General features: G+C 66.5%; 14 protein-coding genes and 1 pseudogene. 12 read left to right on the plus strand and 3 right to left on the minus strand.

The features are described 5' to 3' along the window. Positions 1–28: 28 nt before the first annotated feature. The 3 genes from RCF34_RS20955 to acnA form a co-directional block, all read right to left on the minus strand. A complete protein-coding gene (locus RCF34_RS20955; protein WP_308709914.1) occupies positions 29–1366 on the minus strand; it encodes a citrate:proton symporter in 1338 nt (445 codons plus the stop codon). Positions 1367–1434: 68 nt separating this feature from the next. Then, positions 1435–2178 (minus strand): acetoacetyl-CoA reductase, encoded by a 744-nt coding sequence (phbB, locus tag RCF34_RS20960; protein ID WP_308709915.1) that lies wholly within the window; start codon positions 2176–2178, stop codon positions 1435–1437. 158 nt (positions 2179–2336) lie between these two features. Then, positions 2337–5024, minus strand: coding sequence for an aconitate hydratase AcnA (gene acnA / locus RCF34_RS20965; protein WP_308709916.1), 2688 nt, complete (start codon positions 5022–5024; stop codon positions 2337–2339). Between the two features lie 232 nt (positions 5025–5256). On the opposite strand from acnA, the gene RCF34_RS20970 reads away from it, so the two are divergent. The 12 genes and pseudogenes from RCF34_RS20970 (at position 5257) to RCF34_RS21025 (ending at position 16001) form a co-directional block, all read left to right on the plus strand. Next, entirely contained in the window at positions 5257–5940 is a 684-nt protein-coding gene (locus RCF34_RS20970; RefSeq protein WP_308709918.1) for a TerC family protein, read from the plus strand. Between the two features lie 30 nt (positions 5941–5970). Further along, positions 5971–6150, plus strand: a pseudogene (locus tag RCF34_RS20975) (putative 4-hydroxy-4-methyl-2-oxoglutarate aldolase); the annotation flags it as partial. Between the two features lie 110 nt (positions 6151–6260). Further along, on the plus strand, positions 6261–6425 hold the full coding sequence (locus RCF34_RS20980) for a hypothetical protein (RefSeq protein WP_308709919.1): 165 nt from the start codon (positions 6261–6263) through the stop codon (positions 6423–6425). Between the two features lie 54 nt (positions 6426–6479). Continuing rightward, positions 6480–7145 carry an aspartate/glutamate racemase family protein gene (locus RCF34_RS20985; protein ID WP_308709920.1) on the plus strand — a complete coding sequence of 222 codons (666 nt, stop codon included), beginning with the start codon at positions 6480–6482 and terminating at the stop codon, positions 7143–7145. Between the two features lie 135 nt (positions 7146–7280). Then, complete coding sequence (locus RCF34_RS20990; protein WP_374941222.1) at positions 7281–8288, plus strand: ABC transporter substrate-binding protein; 1008 nt, start codon at positions 7281–7283, stop codon at positions 8286–8288. A 26-nt stretch (positions 8289–8314) separates the two neighbouring features. Beyond that, entirely contained in the window at positions 8315–9196 is an 882-nt protein-coding gene (locus tag RCF34_RS20995; RefSeq protein WP_308709921.1) for a TauD/TfdA family dioxygenase, read from the plus strand. 14 nt (positions 9197–9210) lie between these two features. Beyond that, positions 9211–10092, plus strand: coding sequence for an ABC transporter ATP-binding protein (locus RCF34_RS21000; RefSeq protein ID WP_308709922.1), 882 nt, complete (start codon positions 9211–9213; stop codon positions 10090–10092). A gap of 15 nt (positions 10093–10107) precedes the next feature. After that, entirely contained in the window at positions 10108–10974 is an 867-nt protein-coding gene (locus RCF34_RS21005) for an ABC transporter permease (RefSeq protein WP_308709923.1), read from the plus strand. 416 nt (positions 10975–11390) lie between these two features. Further along, positions 11391–12479, plus strand: a complete 1089-nt coding sequence (locus RCF34_RS21010; RefSeq protein WP_308709924.1) for an LLM class flavin-dependent oxidoreductase — start codon at positions 11391–11393, stop codon at positions 12477–12479. A 70-nt stretch (positions 12480–12549) separates the two neighbouring features. Further along, positions 12550–13497 carry an ABC transporter substrate-binding protein gene (locus tag RCF34_RS21015; RefSeq protein WP_308709925.1) on the plus strand — a complete coding sequence of 316 codons (948 nt, stop codon included), beginning with the start codon at positions 12550–12552 and terminating at the stop codon, positions 13495–13497. Further along, positions 13494–14819: an LLM class flavin-dependent oxidoreductase gene (locus RCF34_RS21020; RefSeq protein WP_308709926.1), complete on the plus strand. Its 1326-nt coding sequence runs from the start codon at positions 13494–13496 to the stop codon at positions 14817–14819. Before RCF34_RS21015 ends, RCF34_RS21020 begins: the two co-directional genes overlap by 4 nt. Continuing rightward, positions 14820–16001, plus strand: coding sequence for an acyl-CoA dehydrogenase family protein (locus RCF34_RS21025; RefSeq protein ID WP_308709927.1), 1182 nt, complete (start codon positions 14820–14822; stop codon positions 15999–16001). Positions 16002–16008: the final 7 nt, after the last annotated feature.

Consider the following 16008-nt stretch of genomic DNA (forward strand, 5'->3'; position numbering starts at 1 on the left):
GGCACCGAGCGCGCCGTCGCCAGGGTCGTCAGCGGGCCGAGTACAGCGGGAACAGGCCCAGGGCCATGGAGACCGCCATGAGCAGGAAGCTCAGGGCAAACGCCCATTTCATGGTGTATTTCTGGTGGTCGCTGAATTCCACCCCGGCCAGGCCCACCAGCAGATAGGTGGAAGCCACCAGCGGGCTGAGCAGGTGCACGGGCTGCCCGATCAGCGAAGCCCTGCCGATCTCCGCCGCGCCGATGCCATAGGCCTCGGCCGCGTGGGCCAGCACCGGCAGTACGCCATAGTAGAAGGCGTCGTTGGACATGAAGAAGGTGCCGGGGATGCTCAGCAGCGCCGTGATGGGCGCCAGGTAGTTGCCCCAGCTTTCCGGCAGCGCCCAGAGCAGCGAGCCGGACATCGCCTTGACCATGCCGGTCCCGGAGAGGATGCCGGCGAAGATGCCGGCGGCGATGAAGATCGAGATCTGCGTCAGGGCCGCAGGGGCATGGGCCGAGATGCGCCGACGCTGTTCGTCCATCTGCCGGTAGTTGAGGGTCAGGGCGATGCAGAACGCGACCATGAACAGGATCGGCAGCGGCAGCAGTTCGATCACCAGGCAGGTCATCAGCGCCAGGGTCAGGAGGGCGTTGAACCAGAACAGCTTGGGCCGCCGCAGCTCGGCGTTCTCGTCACTCAATGTCAGCAGATCACCCATGTCTTCGTCCATGCCCGTCGCGCGCAGTGGATTACCACCCGGCGCCACCAGCAGGCCCAGGCGGCGCCGCTCCTGCAGCCCCAGCCAGAAGGCCAGCGCCAGGACCCCGATGAAGCTGACGATCATCGGCGGGATCAGCGGGATGAACAGTTGGCTGGTTTCCACCTGCAGCGCGGCGGCGACCCGGGCCATGGGTCCGCTCCAGGGCAGCAGGTTGGTGACGCTGGCGGCGAGGATGACCACGCAGGGCAGGATCAGCGGATTCAGCCGCAAACGGCGGAACAGCGGCAGCATGGCGGTCAGGGTGATCATGTAGGTGGTGGAGCCGTCGCCATCCAGGGACACAAGACCCGCCAGCAGGGTGGCGAAGAGCACCGCCTTGGCGGGATCGCCTTTGATCAGCCTGATGAAGGTGCGGATGATGGGATCGAACAGGCCGGTATCGAACATCAGGCCGAAATAGAGGATGGCGAACATCACCATGATGGCGGTGGGTGCGACCTTGCGCAGGCCATCGATCATCATCGGCCCCATCTCCGGTGCAAAGCCGCCGATGATGGCGAAGATGATGGGGATGATGGTCAAGGCCACCAAGGGCGGCAGCCGCTTGGTCATGATCAGCGCCATGAAGGTCACGATCATTCCATAGCCGAGCAGAGAGAGCATCTGTATCTCCTGGTTCCAAAATACAACTTTTGTTGTGGTTGTCGTTGCGTTCGGTGGCGGAGCGGCGATCAGCTCATATGAAGGCCACCATTGAGGGAGAAGTCCGCGCCGGTGGCGAAGGCCGACTCGTCCGAGGCCAACCAGGAACACATGGAGGCGATCTCCTCTGGGGTACCGAGTCGGCGCATGGGGATCTCGTGGACGATGCGATCCATGAGTTCGGTGCGGGTCAGGGCCTTGAGCCGTGGCGTGGCGATGTAGCCGGGCGAGACGGTGTTGACCGTGACCCCGCGAGCCGCCAGCTCACGGGCCAGGGCGCGGGTGAAGCCGCGGATCGCCGACTTGGCGGTGGAATAGTTGACCTGGCCGACCTGACCGAGCTGGGCGTTGACCGAGGAGATGTTGATGATCCGCCCCCAGCCGCGGGAGGTCATGCCATCGATCACCTGGCGGGTGACGTTGAACAGGGAGTTGAGGTTGGTATCGATCACCGTCTGCCAATCGCTCGGTTGCATGTCGCGGAACACCACGTTGCAGGCGGTGCCGGCGTTGTTGACCAGGACATCGACGGGGCCGACCTCGTCGCGAATCTTGGCAAAGGCGGCGCGGGTGGATTCCCAGTCAGCGACGTTCCCCTCGGCCGCGATGAAGTCGAAGCCCAGCTTGCGTTGTTGTTCCAGCCAGTCGGCCTTGAGGGGTGAGTCCGGCCCACAGCCGGCGATGACGGTGAAGCCGTCCCGGGCCAGGCGTTGGCAGACGGCGGTTCCCAATCCGCCCATACCGGCGGTGACGAAGGCGATGCGCTTGCTCATGTGGAGCTCTCCTGTTGTCGTTGTTGTCGGGCGTGAGCCGTATGAAGGCACGTTAAGATGAATCGAATTGTCTTGTAAATACACAGGATACAATTATAAGGGCAGGTATCTTTCGGTGGGTTTAGGCGTTTCGGCTTCAAGCTAGCGAGGCCTTGGATTCAAATCCGTCCTTCGCTCAGGGTCTTGCGGATCACGTAGGGCAGGATGCCGCCCTGGCGCAGGTAGAGGATCTCCTGGGTGGAATCCAGCGGCAGTTCCAGGGTGACGCTGTCACTCTGGCCATCCGGGCGGGTGATCTGCAGCGTGATGGGGTTGGTCCCTACCCGCAGTTCATCCAGGCCGGCGAAGTCCAGGCGCTCGTCACCGGTCAGGCACAGGCTCTCGGCGCCTTGCCCGGCGCGGAAGCGCACCGGGAAGATGCCCATGCCGATCAGGTTGCTGCGGTGGATGCGCTCGAAGCTCTGCGCCACCACCAGCCGAACCCCCAGGGTAGCCTGCGCCTTGGCCGCCCAGTCGCGACTGGAGCCGGCGCCGTAGTTGATGCCGGCGAACACCACCAGTGGCGTGCCGCGGCGGACCCAGCTGAGGGCGGCGTCGTACACCGGCAAGACCTCGCCGTCGGCCGCCCGCGCCCAGCCGCCCTGGCCCGGATGCGCCGGCAGCAGGCGATTCTTCACCGCGCGGTTGACGAAGGCACCGCGCATCATCACCTCGTGATTGCTGCGCCGGGTCGAATACTGGTTGAGGTCTTCCGGCGCCTCACCATGGGCGACCAACCAACGGCCCGCCGGACTATCCAGGGGAATGGCACTGGCGGGCGAGATGTGGTCGGTGGTGATGTTGTCGCCCAGCACCATCAGCGTGCGGGCGTCGCGCACGGCCAGCGACGTCGGCGGCTCTGGCGTGATCCCCTGCAGATAGATCGGCCGGCGCAGATAGGTCGAGCTGGGCGACCAGGGAAAGCGCACGCTGCCCTCGGCGGACAACGCCTGCCAGTGGTGGGTACCGTCCCAGAGGGTGGCGTTGCGCTGGCGGAACAGTTCGGGCCGCACCGTTGCGCGGACCAGGGCCTGGACTTCGTCATCGTCCGGCAGCAGATCGCGTAGGTAGACTGGCTGACCGGCTTGATCCAGCCCCAGCACGGCCTGTTCGAGATCGACGTCGATGCTGCCCGCCAGGGCATAGGCGACCACCAGGGCCGGCGAGACGAGGTAACCGAACTGTGCCTTGGGATTGACCCGGCCTTCGAAATTGCGATTGCCCGAAAGTACCACCACCGTCTTCAGGCCCTGGTCGGCGAAGGCCTCCACATGGGCTTCGAAGGTGCCCGAGTTGCCGATGCAGGTCATGCAGCCGAAGCCGGCCAGCTCGAAGCCGAGCGCGGCGAAGTCGCTCAGCAGATCGGCTTCACCCAGATAATCGGCCACCACCCGGGAGCCGGGTGAGAGCGAGGTCTTCACCCAGGGCTTGCGGGTGAGGCCACGTTCGCGCGCCCTTCGCGCCAGGAGACCGGCCTGGATCATCTGGCTCGGGTTGGCGGTGTTGGTGCAACTGGTGATGGCGGCGATGGAAATGGCGCCATGGGTCAGCGGCTGCCCGAAGCTCGGCTCGAAGTAGTCCGCCGTAGCCCCGCTGGAACGCGCGATCAGACCGGCGTCCGGGTCGGTCGGCACCTCGGCTCGAAAGGAGTCGCGGGCCTTGGCCAGTGGCTGCCATTGGTGCGGCTGGTGCGGACCGGCCACGCTGGGCTCGATGCTGGCGAGGTCCAGCGGGATGACCTCGGTGAAGACCGGCTCGGGATCGCTATCGTGGCGCCACAGGGTCTGGGCTTGCAGGTACGCGGCGACCCGCTCGCGCAGCTCCGGGGTGCGGCCGGTGAGCTCGAGGTACTCCATGGTCACCGTATCGAAGGGGAAGAACACCACGGTCGCGCCGTATTCCGGCGCCATGTTGGACAGGGTGCCGCGGGCGGCCCAGCTCAGGCCCGACAGCCCCGGCCCGCAGAATTCGACGAACTTGCCCACCACGCCGCGCTGACGCAGCAACTGGGTGACTTTCAGGGCAAGGTCGGTGGCAGTCACTCCCGGACGCAGCGCGTTGGTCACGCGGATACCGATGACCTCGGGAAAGCTGATCGGTACCGGTTCGCCCAGCATGGCCGCCTGGCCTTCCAGACCGCCGACGCCCCAACCCAGGATGCCGATGGCATTGATCATCGGTGTATGGCTGTCGGTGGCGACCATGCCGTCCGGGTGCAGCAGCGGCTGGCCGTCGCTGGTCTCGCTTTCCCAGACCACGGTGCCCAGGGACTCCATGTTGACCTGGTGGATGATGCCGGTGCCCGGTGGGACCACCTTGAAGTTGTCCAGGCTCTTCTGCGCCCACTTGATGAACTGGTAGCGCTCGGTATTGCGGCGGTAGTCGATGTCCAGATTGGCTTCCACCGCGCCCGGCTCGGCGAAGCGCTCGACGATCACCGAGTGATCGATGGTCAGCACCGCCGGGATGCGCGGATTCATCCGGCTCGGATCGCCGCCCAGTTCGGCCACCATGTCGCGCATGCCGGCGAAGTCGGCCAGGGCCGGCAGGCAGGTGGTGTCGTGGAACATCAGGCGGTTAGGCAGGAAGGGCGCCTCGCACGGCGGGCCTTCGCCACGGGCACGGGCCAGCACCGGCGGTAGCGCCTCGGGAAAACAGCGGGCGACGTTTTCCACCAGCAGGCGCAGGGAATAGGGCAGGCGGGCCAGGGTGTCGGCGTCGAACAGGCGCTTGAGATCGACATAGGCGTAACGCCGGTCGCCGAGGGTGAGCTGGCCGGTGTAGGCGGAATCCAGGGCAAACTTCATGGGCTATCCGGTCCGGTTGCGGAAAGGTGGAGGGGTAGGGGAATGCTAGGAGAGCCGGCATCACCCGGAAATTGGTATCTGGCCAACGCAACGTTCTCGTTCCGCGAACGCTGGATTTCAGACGTGGCCAATATTGTTCTGTATTGATATAAAAGACAATATTAATGACCTGAAATCATTGTGGGCCGCCGCTGCCCAAGGGACGTCAGCCCCCAAATAGACGAGGTCCACCTTGCTTACCGCCCTGTCCGATCCGGTCTTCCTGACCAGTCTGCTCCAGATCGTCATCATCGATATCCTGCTTGGCGGCGATAACGCCGTGGTCATCGCCCTGGCCTGCCGGCGCCTGCCGGACGCGCAACGCCGCAAGGCCGTCCTGGGTGGCGTGGCCGGCGCCGTCATCCTGCGCATCCTCTTGCTGTTCGTCGCCAGCTACGTGCTGGGCTGGCCGCTGCTCAAGGTGGTGGGTGGCGTGCTGCTGCTGTGGATCGGCATCAAGTTGCTGCTGCCCGAGGACGACGAGGCCGACGTCAAGGCCGGTACCACCCTGGGCCAGGCCATCTGGATCATCATGGTGGCCGACGTGGTGATGAGCCTGGACAACGTCATCGCCGTGGCCGGCGCCGCCCAGGGACATCTGGGCCTGGCCGTCGCCGGGGTGCTCATCAGCATCCCGATCATCATCTTCGGCAGCCAGCTCATCCTGAAGCTCATGGAAAGGTTTCGCTGGCTGGTGGTGGCCGGCGCGGCCCTGCTCGGCTGGATCGCCGGCAAGCTGATCGCCAGCGACGAACTCCTGCAGGGCTGGCTCGGTACCGGCGACATGCACTGGGTCCCCTATGCCGCTGGCGTCCTCGGCGTCCTCATCGTGCTCGTGACCGGCCAGTTGCTGGCACGGCGAACGGTAACGGCCTGACCGATCTTTCGACCACCCAGGAGCACCACCATGACCTCCAAGGCCACCGACCTCTGCGACGAGCATGGCGACCAGGCGTGGGTCCTGCAGCCGATCTTCCAGGACCTGGGCGGGCGGCCCGATTTCGTCGGGCCGGCGCTGACGGTCAGGTGCTTCGAGGACAACTCGCGCATCAAGGAACTCAGCCAGCAGCCGGGCGAGGGGCGCGTGCTGGTGGTCGACGGCGGCGGCAGCGACCGCTGTGCGCTGCTCGGCGGCATCATCGGGGAGGACCTGGTTGGGCCAGCGCCCTCATCTATGGCCAGGTCCGCGACAAGGCGGTGCTGCCGCTGGCCGTCAAGGCGCTGGGCGTCTCGCCGCGCGAGTCGATCAAGCGCAACGAAGGCCAGGTCGGCGTGGCGGTGACCTGCGCCGGGCAGACGATCTGCAGCGGTGACCAGCGCTATGCCGATGCCGACGGCGTGATCATCCTCGACGTCCGCTAGGCGCTTCCGCCAGCTACCCGCCGTTCTGGCGGCCCTTCCTGGAGCGCTATCACCATGACCGCCGCCAAACGCATCTTTCTGATTCACGCTACCCGCATCGCCATCGAGCCCATCAACGCGGCCTTCGCCCAGGATTGGCCCCAGGCGCTGCGCTTCGATCTCTGGGACGATTCGCTGTCTAAAGACGCCAGCGCCGCTGGCGGCAGTACGCCAGCGCTGGACCAGCGCACTCAGGACCTGGCCGAGCATGCCTTTCGCGCCCAGGCCGACGCCGTGCTCTTTACCTGCTCGGCGTTTTCCAGCGCCATCGAAGCCTGCCAGCGCCGCCATCAGCGACCGATCCTCAAGCCCAACGAGGCCATGGTGCAGGAGGCCCTGGCCAGGGGCGGTCGCATCGCCGCCCTGACCACCTTCGGCCCGGCGGGCGCGGCCATCGTCAGCGACTTCGAGGTCGAGGCAAGCCGCCGCGGCCAGACGGTAGATATCTCACCGATCCTTTGCGAAGGCGCGCTGGAAGCCCTGCATGCGGGAGACCAGGCCCGCCACGACGCCCTTATCGCCGCGGCTGCAGAGCGGCTACGCGGCGACTATGACGTGCTCTGCTTCGCACAGTTCTCCATGACTGCCGCGCAATCGGCCAGCGAAGCCGCCTGGGGCGGGTCGGTGCTTACTACGCCGGCCAGCGCCGTGCGGCGCCTGCGACAGCTGCTCGAAGGCTAGGACCTTCCAGCGGTCGAATTCACTCGGTCCCGCATCTCCGTGCATATGGTTAGTCGAATTCCTTCTTTACCAAAAGTTATAACAGCTCATTAGCCTATAACGCTTTCGGGTAGCCAGACGGCACGGAGCGTAAGGATGAGCAGGGTAGGCAAGGGGTTGGCGGTTATCGCCGCCATGACGGGTGCTCTGGGCTTCGCGGGTAATGCAGTTGCCGAGGGCAAGATCAGCATCGCCCAGCAATTCGGCATCGGCTATCTGATCCTCGACGTGGTGCGCGACCAGCGGCTGATCGAGAAGCATGGCAAGGCCGCCGGCCTCGACGTCCAGGTGGATTGGAACAGCATCTCCGGCGCCACCGCCATGAACGAGGCGTTGCTGGCCGGCTCGCTGGACGTGGTGTCCGCCGGGGTGCCGCCGATGCTGACCGTCTGGGATCGCACCCGCGGCCGGCAGAACGTCAAGGCCATCGCCGCCCTGGGCGCCATGCCCAACTACCTGTTGAGCAATCGCGCCGAGGTCAGGTCGATCAAGGATTTGACCGACCAGGATCGCATCGCCGTGCCGGCGGCGGGCGTGGGCTTCCAGTCGCGCACCCTGCAGATCGAGACCGCCAAGGTCTTCGGCGACGCCCAGTTCAAGAAGTTCGACGCCATCAGCGTGAGTCTGCCGCACCCCGATGCCAGCGCTGCCCTGACGGCGGGCGGCTCGGAGATCACCACCCACTTCTCCAGTCCGCCCTTCCAGTACCAGGCGCTGGAGAATCCAAGGGTCCATCGCATCCTCAGCAGCTACGACGTCCTCGGCGGTCCGGGCACCTTCAACGTGCTCTACACCACCGAGAAATTCCACGACGAGAATCCCAAGACCTATCGCGCCTTCTATGACGCCTTGGTGGAAGCCGCCGCCTTCATCCGCGCCAACAAGGCCGCGGCCGCGGAGGCCTACATTCGCGTCGAGAAGTCCAAGCTGCCCCTGGCCCTGGTGCAGCGCATCGTCGAAGACCCGGAGATCGACTTCACCGTCGAGCCCCAGCGCACCTTCGTCTACGCCCAGAAGCTGCATGAACTGGGCGTGCTGAAACACCAGGCTGCCGCCTGGCAGGACTACTTCTTCCCCGAAGCCCACGAGCGTCCCGGCAGCTGAGCTGGACCACCAAGGAGAACACTCCAATGACTCTCGCATCCCCACGTCCGGCCGCTGGCCAGGCCTTCGAGATCCGTCCCTTCGGCAACCTGGGTGCCGAGATCCTCGGCATCGATCTGGCCCAGCCGCTCAATGCCGAGGACTTCGCCCGCGTCCATCGCGCCCACCTGGACCACCATGTGGTGGTGTTCCGCGACCAGCGCATCACCCCCGAGGAGCAGATCGCCTTCAGCCGTCGCTTCGGGGAGTTGCAGATCCATGTGCTCAAGCAATTCCACCTGGCCGGTCACCCGGAAATCCTCATCGTCTCCAACATCGTCGAAGACGGTCAGCCGATCGGCCTGGGCGATGCCGGCAAGTTCTGGCATTCGGATCTCTCCTACAAGGAGCTACCGAGCCTGGGCTCCATGCTGCATGCCCAGGAGTTGCCGGAAGAGGGCGGCGATACCCTTTTCGCCAACATGCACCTGGCCTACGACACCCTGCCGGCGGCGCTCAAGCGCCAAGTCGACGGCCTGCAGGCGGAACATTCCTACACCGCCACCTATGCCAAGCCCAAGTTCGAGGGCAACTGGCGGCCGACCCTGACCGCCGCGCAGCTGGCCGAGGTCAAGGCGGTGGTACATCCGGTGGTGCGCACCCATCCGGAAAACGGCCGCAAGGCGCTGTTCGTCAGCGAGGGGTTCACCACCCACATCGTCGGCCTGCCGGAAGACGAGAGTCGCGCGCTGCTGGCCGAGCTCCATGCACACAGCGTCAAGCCTGAGCACCTCTATCGCCACCAGTGGCAGCCCCATGACCTGGTGTTCTGGGACAACCGCTCGCTGCTGCACCTGGCGACCGGCTGCCCCAACCATATGAGGCGCAAGCTGTATCGCACCACCATCCAGGGCGATGCGCCTTATTAAGGGAGGAGACGACCATGAATGCTCCTCTCGCTTCCCGTCCGCACCTGACCCTGGCGCAGACCCAGCCGCTGTTGCAGGTGCAGGATCTCGACCTCGAATACCGCACCCGCGAACGCCGGGTGCGGGCTACCCACCAGGTATCCTTCGAGGTGCACGGTGCCGATCGCTTCGTGCTGCTCGGTCCGTCCGGCTGCGGCAAGTCCAGTCTGCTCAAGTCGGTGGCGGGCTTTCTGCCACCGCTGCACGGCGAGATCCGCCTGGAGGGCCAGCCGGTCAAGGGACCTGGACCGGATCGCATCGTGGTGTTCCAGGAATTCGACCAGCTGCCGCCGTGGAAGACGGTGCTGGAGAACACCATGTTCCCGCTGCTCGCCAGTCGCCAGGCCAGTCGTGGCGAGGCGCGCGAGCGGGCGCTGCACTACCTGGACAAGGTCGGCCTGGCGCGCTTCGTCGATGCCTATCCGCATCATCTTTCCGGCGGCATGAAGCAGCGGGTGGCCATCGCCCGCGCCCTGGCCATGCAGCCCAAGATCCTGCTGATGGACGAACCTTTCGCCGCCCTGGATGCCCTGACCCGCCGCAAGATGCAGGAAGAACTCCTGGCCCTCTGGGACGAGGTGCGCTTCACCCTGCTGTTCGTCACCCACTCGATCGAGGAGGCGCTGGTGGTGGGCAATCGCATCCTGCTGTTGTCGCCCCATCCGGGCCGGGTCCGCGCGGAACTCAACTGCCATCAGTTCGGCCTCGAGGACTTCGGCGGCACCGAATTCCAGAGCACCGCGCTGCGCATCCACAACCTGCTGTTCCCCGACGACGTCCAGACCCTGCCGCCGGAGGTCGCCGACGAGCGCCTGCGCCTGCAGCAGGCCATCGTCCAGGGCCGCATTTCCTACTAGTTTCGAGGTAGACCCATGACTCGACAGCCCCCGGTGCGGGCCGAATACCAACGGGACCTCCCACCCCTCGACGACTTGCCACTGGCGGTCGAACTCCCCTTGGCGACTCGCCTCTGGAGCCAGGCCTGGTTGCGCAAGCTGGTGATCCTGGCGATCCTGATGCTGGCCTGGGAAGTGGCCGCCCGCTGGCAAGGCAACGACCTGCTGCTGCCCAGCTTCCTGCAGACCGCCGCGGCCTTCTGGGATGGCCTGGTCACCGGCGAGTTGCCGGCCAAGGTCGCCATTTCCTTCGGCACCCTGCTCAAGGGCTATCTGCTGGGCGTGGTGCTGGCCCTGGCGCTGAGTGCCCTGGCCGTCTCCACCCAGTTCGGTCGCGACCTGCTCGGCACCCTGACCTCCATGTTCAACCCGCTGCCCGCCATCGCCCTGCTGCCGTTGGCGCTACTCTGGTTCGGTCTGGGCGAGAACAGCCTGGTGTTCGTGCTGGTGCATTCGGTGCTCTGGCCCATGGCGCTGAACACCTACTCGGGCTTTCTCGGCGTCTCCGACACCCTGCGCATGGCGGGGCGCAACTACGGCCTCAAGGGCCTGAGATACGTCGGGCTGATCCTCATTCCGGCAGCGCTGCCGGCCATCGTTTCGGGCCTGAAGATCGGCTGGGCCTTCGCCTGGCGCACCCTGATCGCCGCCGAGCTGGTGTTCGGCGCCTCCAGCGGCAAGGGCGGCCTGGGCTGGTACATCTTCCAGAATCGCAACGAGCTCTACACTGATCGCGTCTTCGCTGGCCTGGCCGCGGTGATCATCATCGGCCTGCTAGTGGAAGGCCTGGTCTTCGCCACCCTGGAGCGGCTGACGGTGAAGAAGTGGGGCATGCAGCGGTAGGGTCTTCCCTACGTCGTTGGGCTTCGCTGTGCTCAACCCAACCTACGGAACATCCCTGTAGGTTGGGTTGAGACGGCCTTATCGTCGAAGCCCAACAGGCCACCGTCTTTGCCTCGTGAGCGACGGCTCTCGAGCTTGCGCGGACCACCCCCTATCCCCTGGGAAAGGGCTGGGGTGAGGGCGTCCCCGCATCCGGTCTTCCAGTGGAAAAGGCTGCGCCGTTTTCCACGCTACAGCGCCATCGCGGTCACGATGAGAAGCCCTTAGCTTTCCGTGTTAAATGCGTAAAATAAATAAAACTAGAATTAGGATATGCGCATAAGGAATTTCCTTCTTATGCCCTGGCTGCCTAAGGTGAACCCTAGCCCACGCCTTCCTGGAAGGCGTCCCTCTACCTCGGCACGGGATTCACCACCATGAGCGTTCAATTCCTCGGCATGATCGGCCACCGCCTCACCTCGGAGATCATCGCCCCCTCCGGCCCCATCTTCGACAAGGGCTATGTCACCCGCTTCGCCCAGGCCCACGAGCAGGCCGGCTTCGATCGTATCCTGGTGGGCTACTGGTCCGATCAGCCCGATGGCTTCCTGGTTACCGCCCTGGCGGGGCAGGCCACCCGGACACTCAAGTTCCTGCTGGCCCACCGTCCTGGCTTCGTCGCCCCGACCCTGGCAGCGCGTAAGCTGGCGACCCTCGACCATCTGCTCGACGGCCGCCTCGCGGTGCATATCATCAGCGGCGGCAGCGACGGCGAGCAGCGCAAGGACGGCGACTGGCTCGACCACGACCAGCGCTATGCCCGGACCGAGGAGTTCCTCGATGTGGTGCGCCAGGAGTGGACGGCTACCCAGCCCTTCGACCATGAGGGCGAGCATTACCGGGTCGCGCATGGCTTCTCCGCCATCAAGCCGTTGCAGCAGCCAAGCCTGCCGGTGTACTTCGGCGGTTCGTCGCCGGCCGCGCTGCGAGTGGCGGGCAAGCACGCCGACGTCTTCGCCCTCTGGGGCGAATCCCTGGCCCAGACCCGCGAGACCCTCTTCGCAGTCCGCGCCGAGGCGGCACGCCATGGCCGTAACCCGAAGTTCAACGTGTCCTTCCGGGTGATCCTCGGCGACACCGAGGACGACGCCTGGGCGAAGGCCGAGGCGATTCGCCAGCAGGCCAAGGCGCGCCTTGCGGCGGACGGTGCCGTGCATCCCGCCAAACCCGATGCGGTCGGGGCCCAGCGCCTGCGCGACACCGTGGCCCTGGGCGACCGCGTGGATCGCCGGCTCTGGACCGGTATCGCCGCCCTGGTCGGCGGCGGGCACAATTCCACCGCCCTGGTGGGCACCGCCGAGCAGGTGGCCGATGCCCTGCTGGACTACTACGACCTGGGCGTCGACAGCTTCCTGATCCGCGGCTTCGATCCGCTCAACGACGCTGTCGAATACGGCCGCGAGCTGATCCCCCTGACGCGTGAGAAGGTCGCCGCGCGCCTGGCCGGCGCCCGTCGCACCGGCTGAAGCCTGCTGACCCAGCCACCGCGCGACCGTACCCACGGAGCGCTCCCGATACCCTCGAGGAGACGCCTTCGTGATCAAGGGATTGCTATTCGCCGCCGGCCTGCTGGCCGGCACCTCCGCCAGCCTGGCCCAGGCGGTCAGCCTCACCATCGGTGACCAGTTCTACTACAGCAGCACCCTGCTGGAGCAGGCGGGTGAACTCAAAGACCTGCCGTACCAGATCCAGTGGAAGAGATTCAACGCCGGTGGCCCGGTGGTGGAGGCGCTCAATGTCGGCTCCATCGATTTGGGGATCGTCGGCGATACCCCGGTGATCGCCCTGGCCGCCCGCGGTGGACCGGTCAAGGTGGTGGCGGTGACCCGCAATCGTCCGGACGGCACCGCCATCGTCGTCGGCAAGGATTCGCCGATCAAGACGGTGGCGGACCTGGCCGGCAAGCGCGTGGCCATCTGGAAGGGCTCCTGGAGCCAGCAGCTGGTCTATTCGGCGCTGGAGCAGGCCGGGCTGCCCAGCGACGCCCCGCGCTACAGCTATCTGATGCCCACCGAGGCCGTGGCCGCCCTGAGCCAGGGCACCCTGGACGCCACCGCCACCTGGGAGCCCTACGTCAGCATGGTGGAACGCCAGGGCGGACGGGTGCTGGTCACCGCCAAGGACCTGATGCCGGCGCCGGTCTATGTGGTCGCCAACAGCCAACGCCTGGACGAGCACCGCGCCGCCATCGGCGACTTCATCGCCCGGCTGCAACGGGCTCGCAGCTGGGCCCGCGACCACGTCGACGTCTATGCCCAGGCCTGGGCCAGGCGCAACAACTCCGATCCGGCCATCGCCGAACGCTGGTTCCGCCGCGATGCCACCTGGGTCGAGCCGATCAGCGCCCAGACCCTGAACGATGGCCAGCAGACCGCCGATTTCCTGGTCAAGGCCGGGGTGCTGCCGCAGCCCTATGACGTCAAGGCGCTCTATGACCAGAGCTTCAACCGCTACCTGCAAGCACCCCGGGAGGCCAGCCGATGAGTCGCCAACTGCACCTCGCCGGCTTCCTGCTGGCCGGTCCCGTCGTCCATAGCCACGCCGTCTGGCGCCATCCCGAGACCCAGGGCGATTTCCTCGACCCGGACTACTACGTGCGCGCGGCCAAGGCCCTGGAGGAGGGGCTGTTCGACTTCCTGTTCTTCGCCGACCGCCTGGCCGTGGGCGACCAGCTCGGCGGCTCGCGGGAGACCGCCCTGCGCCTGGGCGCCCAGGACGCCACCCGGCTCGATCCGCTGCCACTACTGTCCTATCTGGTAGCCCATACCCGCCACCTCGGCCTGGGCTGCACCCGCTCCACCACCTACTACGAGCCGGCCCATGTCGCGCGGGCCTTCGCCACCCTCGATCACCTGTCCCGGGGGCGGGCCGCCTGGAACATCGTCACCTCGATGAACGACAGCGAAGGCCGGCTGTTCGGCAAGGAGCGCCACCTGGAGCACGACCTGCGCTACGACCGCGCCGACGAATTCGTCGAGGTGGCGGTAAAGCTCTGGCGCAGCTGGGGGCCGCAGGCCCTGCACCTGGATCGGGAAGCCGGGGTGCTGGCCGATCCGGCGCAGGTCCGTGCCCTGGACCATCGCGGCGACTGGTTCCGCGTGGAAGGCCCGCTCAATATCCCGCGCAGTCCCCAGGGGCGCCCAGTGCTGATCCAGGCCGGTTCCAGCGGCCGTGGCCGCCGGTTCGGCGCACGCTGGGCCGAGGCCATCTTCACCATCCAGCCGAATCTCGTCGCCATGCGTGCCTTTCGCGACGACGTGCGCCGCCAGGTGCTGGAGCAGGGACGCTCTCCCGATAGCTGCAAGATCCTCACCTCGGTCATGCCCTTCATCGGCGGCAGCGAAGCCGAGGCACGCGCCAAGCAGGAAAGGCACAACGCCTTGGCACAACCGGAGGTGGGGCTGATCACCCTCTGTTCCCAGCTCAACATCGACCTCTCCCGCTTCACCCTGGATACGGCCCTGGGCGAGGTGGCCGAGGTCGGCGATCTGCCGACGGCCGCTGCGGAGAAGCTGCTGGCGCTGGGGCCGCGCACCACCCTGGCCGAATTGGGTCGCAGCTACGCCGCCAGCGTCCGTGTGCCGCAGCTGGTGGGTACCGCTGCCCAGATCGCCGACCAGCTGGCCGAGTGGTTCGAAGCCGGCGGCTGCGATGGCTTCGTGATTTCCCCCGGCTACCTGCCGGGTTCCTTCGTCGAATTCAGCGAGAGCGTGGTACCGCACCTGCAGCGCCGCGGGCTGTTCCGGCGCCAGTACCAGGGCTCGACCCTGAGAGATCACCTGGGCCTTGGCCCCCTGGAGGACTAGATGAGCACGATCAAGGATGCCGAGGGCTGGCTGACACTGGCCCGCGAGATCGGCGCGGAATTCGCCGCCCGGGTGGTGGCCGACGAGCGCGACCGTATTCGTCCCGACGCCCAGCTGCAACGCCTCAAGGACAGCGGCCTGACCAATCTGGTCATACCCATGCGCCTCGGGGGTGCCGGCCAGCCCTGGTCGCTGGCCATGCGCGTGCTGCGCGAGATCGCCGCCGGTGACGGCTCGGTGGGCCTGCTCTTCGGCTATCACCTGCTCAATACCGTGAACCTGCGCCGCGAGCCGCAGCCGCGGCGCGATGGCCTGCTGGCCGAAATCGCCGAAGGCCGGCTGTGGCTGGCCGGGGTGGTCAATCCACGGGATGACGACATTCTCGCCACACCCGTTGCCGGCGGTGGCTATCGCCTGACCGGGCGCAAGGGTTTCTGCAGTGGCGCCGCCTTCGCCGATCGGCTCGCCATCAGCGCCCGCGATCGGGAGAGCGGGGCGCGGCTGATGGTCACCCTGCCAGCGGACCGGGCGGGGCTGGCCTATGCCGATGACTGGGACCACTTCGGCATGGCCCGCAGCGACAGTGGCAGCTTTACCCTTACAGACGTCCGGGCCAGCACCGAAGAGGTACAGGTCTGCGACCTGGAAGACTCGGGCGACTTCGCCGCGGTGATCCGCACCCCGGTCAACCAGTCGGCCTTCACCCAGTACTACCTGGGCGCCGCCCAAGGCGCGTTGCGCGAGGCGTGCCGCTATCTGCACGCAGAGGCCCGGCCCTGGGTACATTCCCTGGCCGCCAGCGCCAGCGAGGACCAACTGGTGCTGAGCCAGGTGGGCGAGCTGTGGATCGCCCTGCAGGGCGCCGTGGCCCTGGCCGAGGTGGCGGCTGGGCGGGTGGATGCCCTGCTCGCGGCTGACGACGCCTTCACCGCCGAACTGCGCGGCGAGACCGCCATCGCCGTCGCCAGTGCCAAGGTACTGGCGGCCCGTACCGCCCTCGACGTGACCACTCGCGTGTTCGATGCCCTGGGCGCCCGCGCCACCCATAACCGTCTCGGCCTGGATCGCTTCTGGCGCGATGTGCGCACCCATAGCCTGCACGACCCCCTGGCCTACAAGGTGCTGGAGGTCGGTCGCTTCGCGGTCAATGGCCAGTACCCCGACATCCGCGCCTATACCTGACGAGAGA

The organism is Pseudomonas sp. 102515 (assembly GCF_031085165.1).
GTDB lineage: Bacteria > Pseudomonadota > Gammaproteobacteria > Pseudomonadales > Pseudomonadaceae > Chryseomonas.

Excerpts from the sequence above, each read along its gene's own strand:
- RCF34_RS21025 (WP_308709927.1), top strand. The coding sequence starts at position 14,820 with ATGAGCACGATCAAGGATGCCGAGGGCTGGCTGACACTGGCCCGCGAG.
- RCF34_RS20995 (WP_308709921.1), top strand. The coding sequence starts at position 8,315 with ATGACTCTCGCATCCCCACGTCCGGCCGCTGGCCAGGCCTTCGAGATC.
- RCF34_RS20990 (WP_374941222.1), top strand. The coding sequence starts at position 7,281 with ATGAGCAGGGTAGGCAAGGGGTTGGCGGTTATCGCCGCCATGACGGGT.
- RCF34_RS21000 (WP_308709922.1), top strand. The coding sequence starts at position 9,211 with ATGAATGCTCCTCTCGCTTCCCGTCCGCACCTGACCCTGGCGCAGACC.
- RCF34_RS21005 (WP_308709923.1), top strand. The coding sequence starts at position 10,108 with ATGACTCGACAGCCCCCGGTGCGGGCCGAATACCAACGGGACCTCCCA.
- phbB (WP_308709915.1), bottom strand. The coding sequence starts at position 2,178 with ATGAGCAAGCGCATCGCCTTCGTCACCGCCGGTATGGGCGGATTGGGA.
- acnA (WP_308709916.1), bottom strand. The coding sequence starts at position 5,024 with ATGAAGTTTGCCCTGGATTCCGCCTACACCGGCCAGCTCACCCTCGGC.
- RCF34_RS21020 (WP_308709926.1), top strand. The coding sequence starts at position 13,494 with ATGAGTCGCCAACTGCACCTCGCCGGCTTCCTGCTGGCCGGTCCCGTC.
- RCF34_RS20955 (WP_308709914.1), bottom strand. The coding sequence starts at position 1,366 with ATGCTCTCTCTGCTCGGCTATGGAATGATCGTGACCTTCATGGCGCTG.
- RCF34_RS20985 (WP_308709920.1), top strand. The coding sequence starts at position 6,480 with ATGACCGCCGCCAAACGCATCTTTCTGATTCACGCTACCCGCATCGCC.
- RCF34_RS21010 (WP_308709924.1), top strand. The coding sequence starts at position 11,391 with ATGAGCGTTCAATTCCTCGGCATGATCGGCCACCGCCTCACCTCGGAG.